Raw genomic sequence first — 7697 nt, forward strand, 5'->3', positions numbered from 1 at the left:
GCCGTCCCGGGGGCGGACACGCGGACGGGGTGGCCGCCCGGTCGGGGCGGCCACCCCGTCATGCGATGGTCGTCGGCGCCATCCGGCGCCGGAGTGGACCTCGGGTCGCTCCCGATCCTACGCCCCCGCGGGGCGTGGACCGGGAGCGGCCGGTCCGGGTGCGGCGGTCAGTTGCCGACGCGGAAGCGGGCGAACCCGGTGACGTTGGTGCCGGCGTCGGAGGCGACCTTGCCGACGGTCTGCTTCGGGTCCTTCGCGAACGGCTGGTCCACGAGCACGATCTCCTTGAAGAAGCCGGTCAGGCGGCCCTCCACGATCTTCGGCAGGGCCTGCTCCGGCTTGCCCTCGGCACGGGCGGTCTCATCGGCGATGCGACGCTCGTTCTCGACGGTCTCGGCCGGCACGTCCTCACGGGTGAGGTACGTGGGCGAGTAGGCCGCGACGTGCACGGCGATGTCGTGCGCGGCGGTCTTGGCCTCGGCGGAGTCGGCGTCCACGGCGAGGAGCACGCCCACCTGGGCCGGCAGGTCCTTGGAGGTCTTGTGCAGGTAGGCGTCCACGTAGGCGCCCTCCACGCGGGCCAGGCGGCGCACGGCCACCTTCTCGCCCAGCAGGGCGCCCTCCTCGGTCACGTAGTCGCCCAGGGTGCGGCCCTCGTAGTCGGAGGCCAGCAGGCCGTCGACGTCGGTGGCGCCGGAGGCGACGGCGGCGCGCAGCACCACGTCGCCCAGGGCGATGAACTTGTCGGCCTTGGCCACGAAGTCGGTCTCGCAGTTGAGCTCGATCATGACGCCGACGCCGTTCTCGACGGTCGCGGCCACGAGGCCCTCGGCGGCCGAGCGGCCCTCGCGCTTGGTGGCGCCCTTGAGGCCCTTCACGCGGATGATCTCGATGGCCTTCTCGGCGTCGCCGTCGGCCTCGTCCAGAGCCTTCTTCACGTCCATCATGCCGGCGCCGGTGCGCTCGCGCAGGGCCTTGATGTCAGCAGCGGTGTAGTTCGCCATGCTCGTTCGGTCCTTCCCGTGGTGTGGGTTGTGCGGGATGTTCGGGGTCTGAACCGGCCCGTCGGCCCGGCCGGGTGGGGCCGGGCGGACGGACCGGCCGGGATCACTCGCCCTGCGGGGCGGCCTCGGCGGCGGGGGCCTCGGCCTGCTCGGCCGGCGCCTCGGCGGCGGGGGCCTCGGCCTGCTCAGCCTGCTCGGCCTGCTGGGCGTTGTGCTGCTCGAGCAGCTCGCGCTCCCACTCGGCCATCGGCTCGGCGGCCGCCTGGCCGGACTTGCCGCCCTGACGGGCGATCAGGCCCTCGGCGACGGCGTCCGCGACCACGCGGGTCAGCAGGTTCACGGAGCGGATGGCGTCGTCGTTGCCCGGGATCGGGTAGGCGACCTCGTCCGGATCGCAGTTGGTGTCCAGGATGGCGACGACCGGGATGCCGAGCTTCTGGGCCTCGTCGACGGCCAGGTGCTCCTTCTTGGTGTCCACGACCCACACGGCGGAGGGGGTCTTGGCCATGTTGCGGATGCCGCCGAGGTTGGCCTGCAGCTTCTCGAGCTCACGGTTGAGCAGCAGCAGTTCCTTCTTGGTGAACTGCGAGCCGGCCACGTCCTCGAAGTCGATCTCCTCGAGCTCCTTCATGCGCTGCACGCGCTTGGAGACGGTGGAGAAGTTGGTCAGCATGCCGCCGAGCCAGCGGTGGTTCACGTAGGGCATGCCCACGCGGCCGGCCTGCTCCGCGATGGCCTCCTGGGCCTGCTTCTTGGTGCCGACGAACAGGATGGTGCCGCCGTGGGCGACGGTCTCCTTGACGAACTCGTAGGCGCGGTCGATGTAGGACAGCGACTGCTGGAGATCGATGATGTAGATGCCGTTGCGCTCGGTGAAGATGAAGCGCTTCATCTTGGGGTTCCAGCGGCGGGTCTGGTGGCCGAAGTGGACACCGGAGTCGAGGAGCTGGCGCATGGTCACGACGGGCATGACGTTCCCTTCTGTGGCAGCCGTGGCACCCCGCGCTTCACGCGCGGGCGGTCTGCCGGTCGATTTCTTGACGGTTGGCGGCCGGCCCGGTCGGGCGGCCCCTGGCATCACGACGGCGGGCTGCCGGGCCCCACGAGCACCCGCGCCGACGTCCTCTCCAGGAGGACGGCGGGGACGGGACCGAGCGTGGGGGCTGGGCCGCTGAAGCGACCCACCGCGATGCGCGGAGTCGGCGTCCGGGGCACAGCACAGGGCCGGCCACAGGACACCGCTGAGGTGAATCCTACCCCAGGTGGGCGACCGCTCCCATCGCCGACTCCTGCACAGGGGCCGGTGCGGCGGGCGCTCTCCACGATGGGACTGCGGGCCCGCCACGCGGCCGCCCGGGACGCCAGGCTGACGCCATGACCCCTCGCACGCTCCTCCCCCGTCCGCTCCCGCGTCCGCGCATCGCGGGGTGCGTCGCGGCAGCCCTGCTCGCCTGGCTCGTCCTCGCCCTGGGGATGGGCGACCTCGGCCCCGTGTCCCGGGCCACGCCCGCACCGTCCACGCGCGACGCGCTGCTCCTCGTCGCGGCGTCCCCGGCAGGTCCGGGCGCGACGGCCGCGCCGGTCGCGTGGCACCCGCCCGTCGCCGGCGCCGCCCCGGATGACGTGCTCCGCGCGTTCGTCGCACCCGAGCGACCGTGGAGTCGGGGGCACCGGGGCGTGGACCTCGCCGTGCAGACCGGGGCTCCGATCCAGGCGCCGGCGGCGGGCCGGGTCGTGTTCGCCGGGGTCGTGGTCGACCGCCCCGTGCTGACCCTCGAGCACGCGAACGGGACCCGCAGCTCCCTCGAGCCGGTGGAGGCCGACGTCGCGGTGGGGGCCGTCGTCGACGCGGGCGACCCCGTGGGGCGACTGGCCGGGGCGCCACCCCACTGCCCGCGGGCGTGCGTGCACTGGGGCGTGCGGGAGCCCGATGGCTGGCGGGTGGGGGACGCGGCCTTCGACCGCTACCTCGACCCGCTGGTGCTCATCGGCTGGAGCGGCCCGTCCGTGCTCTGGCCGCACGCCGCGCCACACCCAGCGCGGCCGTGAGGTCCAGAAGCCGGCGGGCGGACTCGTCCCAGCTGAACCGGGCCGCCTGGGCGACGCTCGCCCGGGAGGCCGCGGCGAACTCGGCGGGGTCCTCGAGCTCCCGCACGCGGGCCGCGAGCGCGGCCGCCCGGTCCCCCTCGAGCGGGACACCCCGGAAGGACGGGGTGCCCGCGCCGGCGATCTCGCGGAAGATCGGCAGGTCCGAGCACACCACCGGCGTGCCATGGGCCATCGCCTCGGCCACGGGCAGGCCGAAGCCCTCGGCGCGGGAGAGGGTGACGGCCGCGGTGGCCCGGCGGAGCAGGCGCACGTACTCGGCCTCGTCGGTGCCGTCGTGGAAGACCACGTCCGCGCCGGCGGCCCCTGCGCCGGCGCGGCGCGCGGCCAGCCGGGCCTCGAGCTGCCCGCGGCGCTCCGGGCTGATGCGGGAGAGCAGGTGCAGCGCGTAGCCCGGCAGCAGGGGCGCGGCCGCCACGAGGGACTCGACGTCCTTGTAGTCCATGAACGAGCCCATGTAGAGCAGCGTGCGGTCCGGGGTCTCGTCCGGGTCACGCGGCTCCGGTACCGTCTGCGCCGCATTGGCGATGACGTGGACCGGACGCCGGGTGAGGCGGTGCCGGTCGATGAGCTCCGCCGTCGTCCGGGAGACCGTGGCGACCGCGTCCGCGCGGTCGAGCAGGAGCCGCTGCGGGGTCTTGGTCAGGTGGTAGGCCCGCCACAGCCAGCGGATCGGCTCGGGCAGGTTCCGCGGCGGGGTGCGGTGCTCGTAGTAGATGAGGTCGTGGAGCGTGAGGATCAGCGCGTAGTCCCGCCCCCACGACCCCATGGTCTGCATGGGCGAGAAGACGACGTCCGGTCGCAGGCGCGCGACCTGACGGGCCACGAACGGCTCGCGTGGGGAGGTGGGGCCGGAGACGAGGTGCCACGGCACGCCGTCCGGGAGCAGGGCCAGCTGTCGTTCGTCCGAGATCAGCATCGCGACTTCGACCTCGACGTCGGCCCCCTCCGGGCCCGGCGCGTCGGTCCGGCGGGCGACCGCCTCGATGAGGCTCGCGCCGTAGCGGGAGATGCCGTCGTGGAAGTCGGTGCGGGTGTAGCGGGCGTCCATCAGCAGGCGCAGGGGGCGGGAGGGGCTCACCCGCACCACGCTAGCGCCGCGCCGGAGAGGGGCGGGGACAGCCGCGCACGGTAGGTGCCGACCGGGGCGCGTCGAGCGCCGATCGGCCACCTGGACGTCATCCGAATTTCTGATTGCGTTTCGATAACGATCGTGTATCTTGATCACGGATCGGTTACAGCCGATCCGCCACACCGGGGCTTCCTCCGCGTCCTCGCGTACCCGGTCATCCGCACTGCTCGTCAACTCGCACCCGCGGTCCGGCCTCGTTCCGGGCATCGCCCGGAGGCACCGCCCTCACGGGCCGCAGGTCCTGTCCGGGAAGAAGATCCGATGTCCGTGACCTCCTCGCACGCCGCTGTGCGTCGCGCCCCCCGCACCGCCGCCGCCTCCGTGGCCCTCGCCCTGGGCGCCGCCGCCCTGACCGGCGTCGGCACCGTGTCCGTCGCCGAGACCGCCCAGGCCGCCGAGACCGCCTACACCGTCCGCTCCGGCGACGGCTGGTGGATCATCGCCCAGCGCACCGGCGTCTCCATGTCCAGGTTGCAGTCGCTCAACGGCATGACCGCCGCGACCGTGCTGCATCCCGGCATGGTCCTCAAGACCTCCGGCACTGCCACCCCGACCCCGGCCCCGGCGCCGTCCACCTCGGGCTCGACCTACACCGTGCTGGCCGGCGACGGCTGGTGGATCATCTCCTACCGCACGGGGGTGTCCGCCTCGATCCTGCAGTCCATCAACGGCATGAGCTCCTCGACCATGCTCCACCCGGGGATGGTCCTGAAGACCACCTCGGTCTCCACCTCCAGCGCCCCCGCCGTCGCCCCTGCGCCGGCGCCCGCGTCCAAGCAGGCTGCCGTCGACTACGTGCGCTCCGCCGTCCGGAACCCGTCCTCCTATTACGTGTGGGGCGGCAACGGCCCCTCCGGCTTCGACTGCTCCGGCCTCACCCAGCAGGCCATGGCCCGGGCCGGCATCTCCATCCCGCGCCGCGCCGGCGACCAGTACCTCGCCGCGAAGTCCTACGTGCCGATCTCCCAGGCCCAGCCCGGCGACCTCGTGTTCTATGCGAACCAGTCCACCGGCCGCATCTACCACACGGCCATGTACATGGGCGGCGGCCAGCTCGCCCACGCCCTCAACGAGGACGCGGGCCTAGTGTTCACCTCCACGACGATCATGAAGTCCGACATGCTCGCGGTGGCCGCCCGCTACTGAGCACCGGCACGACGACGGCCCCCGGCCCGCGCCATACCGCGCGGCCGGGGGCCGTTTTCTGTAGGGCGTGCGGGACTTGAACCCGCGACCCAGGGATTATGAGTCCCCTGCTCTGACCGACTGAGCTAACGCCCCTCCCCCGCGGCATCGCGCGGGACCCGCCCATCCTACCGACGGGTCTCAGAGCATCGCGCGGACCTCGGCGGCCGTCGCGCCGCGGTAGAGGCGCTCGAAGATGTCCACCGTCTTCTGGGCGGAATGATGCAGGGCCTTCGCGTGGGACGCCTCGCCCATGGCGGCGCGGTCCGCGTCCGAGAGGTCGAGGATCCGGGCGATCCGATCGGCCAGGGCCACGTGGTCCCCGGGCGGGAAGAGGTGGCCGTTGACGCCCTCGTCCACGAGGTGGGGCAACGCGAGGGCGTCCGCGAGGACCACCGGGGTGGACGCGCTGAGCGCCTCGAGGGTCACGAGGGACTGCAGCTCCGCCGTGCCCGGCTGGCAGAACACGTCGGCGCGCAGGTAGGCCGCCCGCAGCTCCTCCTCGGAGACGTGGCCGCGCAGCAGGACGCGGTCGGCCACCCCCTCCTCGTCCACCGTGGCACGGATGCGGTCGCGCTGCTCGCCGTCGCCGACGATCTCGGCGTGCACGTCCAGGTCGGGGCGGGTGCGGGCCAGGTGCGCGATCGCACGGATCAGCACCTCCACGTTCTTCTCCACGGCCAGCCGCCCCACGAAGAGCACGACCGGATGGCCGGGATGGTCCACCCTCTCCCCCGGCTGCAGCTCGTAGGCGCTCGCGTCGATGCCGTTGGAGACCGGGAGAACGTTGTCCAGGCCGGCGTGCTCGGCCATGGCCTGCGCGGCGAGGGCCGTGGGGGTGGTGACCACCGCGCCCTTGCCCATGAGTCGACCCATGTCCTTCCACGACACCCGGGAGACGGTGTCCAGGAACCACTGCGGGAACGGCAGGAACGGCTCGAGGTTCTCCGGCATGAAGTGGTTCGTGGAGACGATCCGGATGCGGCGCCGCTCGGCCTCGTTGATGGCGGCCTCGCCGATCATGTAGTGGCACTGGGCGTGCACGACGTCCGGCTGGACCTCGCGGTAGATGCGGCGGAAGGAGATCTTGGCATGCCGCGGGAGCACCACACGGTAGTACTCGTGCGTCGGCGCCGGCAGGGAGCGCAGCAGGTGCACGGTGGCCTCCGGCCGGTGCTCCACGGTGTCCGGGCCGGCGTCACTGCGCGGCATCACGACGTGGACCTCGTGGCCGCGCGCGTGCAGCGCCGTGGCGAGGCGGTGGCCGAAGGTGGCGGCCCCGTTGACGTGCGGCGGATAGGTGTCTGCGGCGATCAGCACCTTCAGGGGGCGGTCGGCGGCGATCCCGGGACGGTCGGACACGGCGGTCCCTCTCTGTGGTGGCGATGGCACGACGGCGCCCGGCCCGTGCCGTGAGGATCGGCCGCGGGCACGGCGCGCGTCCCACGGTAGCAACCGTCGGCGCCGGCACGAGGATGCGCGAGGGGGTCAGCCCCGGCGGGACGGGTGCTCGCGCGGGTCCTGACCGTCCGCCCGCAGGCCGCGGGCCTTGCCCACCGCGCGCACGAGGTAGTCCCCCGCGGCGAGGATGTGCAGCAGGCAACCGGCGCCGACCAGAGCCAGGGCCACGCCGCTCCACGGGCCGCCGTCGACCCCCGGCACACGGGCGAGCAGCAGCAGGGGCGTGCCCACCAGCAGCAGCGCGGTGCGCACCTTGCCCAGGACCGTGACCGGCAGATCCGGGCTGCCGCCGAACAGCCACAGGCACACGGCGGCGAGCACGAGGTCCGGGATCGCGATGGCCAGGGCGAGCCAGAGCGGGGCGATGCCGGTGGCCACGAACGTCACGGCCACCACCAGCAGGGAGAGGCGGTCCGCCACCGGGTCGAGCCACCGCCCGACCGTGGAGATCATGTCGAACCGGCGCGCCACGTAGCCGTCCACCCAGTCCGTGCCGGAGAGCACCGCCAGGATCACGAACGCGTCCAGGTGCCGGCCGTCGACGGTGAGCCACACGAACACCGGGACCAGGGCGAAGCGGGCCAGGGTGATGAGGTTCGGCACGGTCAGCCAGGTGTCGCGGACGCGGTACTCGTGGCCCTCGCGCAGGCCGACGTCGATCACACGCATGGGTCGCTCCTCCAGGGTCCGCGGGCGGACGCCCCCGCCGGGCGCCCCACACGCCCAGCCTACCGACGCCGTCGCCCCTGCCCGCAGACGACGAGGCCCCGATCCGTGGGGATCGGGGCCTCGTCGTCTGCGGGCAGGGG

The 7697-nt window shown here is 73.3% G+C and carries 7 protein-coding genes and 1 tRNA gene; 2 read left to right on the top strand and 6 right to left on the bottom strand.

Annotation, left to right across the window (positions count from 1 at the left end):
- Window positions 1-167: 167 nt before the first annotated feature.
- Both tsf and rpsB read right to left on the bottom strand, forming a co-directional pair.
- On the bottom strand, window positions 168-1004 hold the full coding sequence (gene tsf, locus QL983_RS09290; protein ID WP_061866737.1) for a translation elongation factor Ts: 837 nt from the start codon (window positions 1002-1004) through the stop codon (window positions 168-170).
- A gap of 103 nt (window positions 1005-1107) precedes the next feature.
- A complete protein-coding gene (rpsB, locus tag QL983_RS09295; protein WP_061866738.1) occupies window positions 1108-1974 on the bottom strand; it encodes a 30S ribosomal protein S2 in 867 nt (288 codons plus the stop codon).
- A 404-nt stretch (window positions 1975-2378) separates the two neighbouring features.
- Here rpsB and QL983_RS09300 point away from each other — a divergent pair, with 404 nt between their 5' ends.
- Entirely contained in the window at window positions 2379-3053 is a 675-nt protein-coding gene (locus tag QL983_RS09300; RefSeq protein ID WP_060974055.1) for a M23 family metallopeptidase, read from the top strand.
- Here the strand turns inward: QL983_RS09300 and QL983_RS09305 are convergent.
- Window positions 2989-4191 (bottom strand): glycosyltransferase, encoded by a 1203-nt coding sequence (locus tag QL983_RS09305; protein WP_081097755.1) that lies wholly within the window; start codon window positions 4189-4191, stop codon window positions 2989-2991. The two genes, QL983_RS09300 and QL983_RS09305, sit on opposite strands and share 65 nt — an antisense overlap.
- Before the next feature lie 312 nt (window positions 4192-4503).
- On the opposite strand from QL983_RS09305, the gene QL983_RS09310 reads away from it, so the two are divergent.
- Window positions 4504-5388, top strand: a complete 885-nt coding sequence (locus QL983_RS09310) for a LysM peptidoglycan-binding domain-containing C40 family peptidase (RefSeq protein WP_036339471.1) — start codon at window positions 4504-4506, stop codon at window positions 5386-5388.
- A gap of 61 nt (window positions 5389-5449) precedes the next feature.
- Here QL983_RS09310 and QL983_RS09315 read toward each other — a convergent pair.
- The 3 genes from QL983_RS09315 to QL983_RS09325 all read right to left on the bottom strand — a co-directional run bounded on the left by QL983_RS09315 (window position 5450) and on the right by QL983_RS09325 (window position 7557).
- Window positions 5450-5523: transfer RNA gene (locus tag QL983_RS09315), tRNA-Ile, on the bottom strand.
- A gap of 45 nt (window positions 5524-5568) precedes the next feature.
- Window positions 5569-6789 (bottom strand): glycosyltransferase, encoded by a 1221-nt coding sequence (locus QL983_RS09320; protein WP_060974056.1) that lies wholly within the window; start codon window positions 6787-6789, stop codon window positions 5569-5571.
- A gap of 126 nt (window positions 6790-6915) precedes the next feature.
- Window positions 6916-7557, bottom strand: coding sequence for a CDP-alcohol phosphatidyltransferase family protein (locus QL983_RS09325; RefSeq protein WP_020624488.1), 642 nt, complete (start codon window positions 7555-7557; stop codon window positions 6916-6918).
- Window positions 7558-7697 lie beyond the last annotated feature (140 nt).

Origin of the sequence: Micrococcus sp. APC 4021 (assembly GCF_030407635.1) — a bacterium.
GTDB classification, from domain to species: Bacteria; Actinomycetota; Actinomycetes; order Actinomycetales; family Micrococcaceae; genus Micrococcus; species Micrococcus luteus.

Bases quoted from the DNA above. Each gene is read 5' to 3' on its own strand.
- rpsB (WP_061866738.1), bottom strand. From the start codon at position 1,974: ATGCCCGTCGTGACCATGCGCCAGCTCCTCGACTCCGGTGTCCACTTC.
- QL983_RS09325 (WP_020624488.1), bottom strand. From the start codon at position 7,557: ATGCGTGTGATCGACGTCGGCCTGCGCGAGGGCCACGAGTACCGCGTC.
- tsf (WP_061866737.1), bottom strand. From the start codon at position 1,004: ATGGCGAACTACACCGCTGCTGACATCAAGGCCCTGCGCGAGCGCACC.
- QL983_RS09310 (WP_036339471.1), top strand. From the start codon at position 4,504: ATGTCCGTGACCTCCTCGCACGCCGCTGTGCGTCGCGCCCCCCGCACC.
- QL983_RS09300 (WP_060974055.1), top strand. From the start codon at position 2,379: ATGACCCCTCGCACGCTCCTCCCCCGTCCGCTCCCGCGTCCGCGCATC.